This is a genomic window from Sphingomonas sp. NPDC079357 (assembly GCF_044901155.1).
GTDB lineage: Bacteria > Pseudomonadota > Alphaproteobacteria > Sphingomonadales > Sphingomonadaceae > Sphingomonas.
The window spans coordinates 1-1126 of record NZ_JBJDOM010000022.1; the positions used below are offsets into that span (position 1 = coordinate 1).

Sequence of the window (1126 nt, forward strand, 5' to 3'; positions counted from 1 at the left end):
CCGCCCGCACGATCACGTCGTTGCGCGTCGAGGGCACGCAGCGGATCGAGCCCGAGACGGCGCTGAGCTATACCAAGCTGCGGCAGGGCGACAGCTACACCAACGAGACGCTCGATCAGGCGATCAAGGACCTGTACGCCAGCGACCTGTTCGCCGATGTGCAGATCGACGGCGCGGCGACCGGCAACATCGTGATCCGCGTGCGCGAGAACCCGATCATCAACCGCGTCATCTTCGAGGGTAACAAGCGCCTGAAGGAAGACAAGATCGGCAAGGAGGTTCGCCTCAAGCCGCGCCAGATCTTCACCCGATCGGCCGTGCGCGCCGACGTGGCGCGGATCATCGAACTGTACCGTCGGCAGGGCCGCTTCGCCGCGACGGTGCAGCCCAAGATGGTCAGCCTCGACCAGAACCGCGTCGACGTGATCTTCGAGGTCAGCGAGGGACCCAAGTCGAAGGTTCGCCAGATCAACATCATCGGCAACCAGGTGTTCGACGACGGCAAGCTGCGCGCACAGATGGCGACCAAGGAAGCGCGCTTCTATCGCCTGCTGTCGTCGGGGACGTCCTATGATCAGGACCGGCTGGCCTATGATCAGCAGAAGCTGCGGCAATTCTATTTGACCGAGGGCTATGCCGATTTCCGCGTGACCTCGGCGGTGGCCGAGCTGACGCCGGATCGCAAGGACTTCATCATCACCTATGTGGTGGAAGAGGGCCCGCGCTATAAGTTCGGTGATGTCACGGTCGACAGCGACATTCGTGACTTCGACGGCAAGAAGCTGGCCGCCGGGCTGCCAATCAAGAAGGGCGATTGGTACAACGCCAAGGCGGTCGAGGACACGGTCGACAATCTGAGCGAAACCGCCGGGCTGTTCGGCTATGCGTTCAGCAACGTGGCGCCCGAATTCCAGCGTGACCGTGAAACGCTGACGATGTCGATCAACTTCCACATCGGTCAGGCGCAGCGCACCTATGTCGAGCGGATCGACATCACCGGCAACACACAGACGCAGGACAAGGTGATCCGCCGCGAAGTGCGTCTGGGTGAGGGCGACGCGTTCAACAGCTTCCAGGTGAAGCGCTCGCAGGATCGCATCAACTCGCTCGGGTTCTTCCAGGACAA

1 protein-coding gene is annotated in these 1126 nt (G+C 62.0%); it reads left to right on the forward strand.

The features are described 5' to 3' along the window. Positions 1-1126 (forward strand): outer membrane protein assembly factor BamA (bamA, locus tag ACI2JO_RS19960; RefSeq protein ID WP_404722222.1); only part of this gene is annotated, 1126 nt, incomplete at both ends.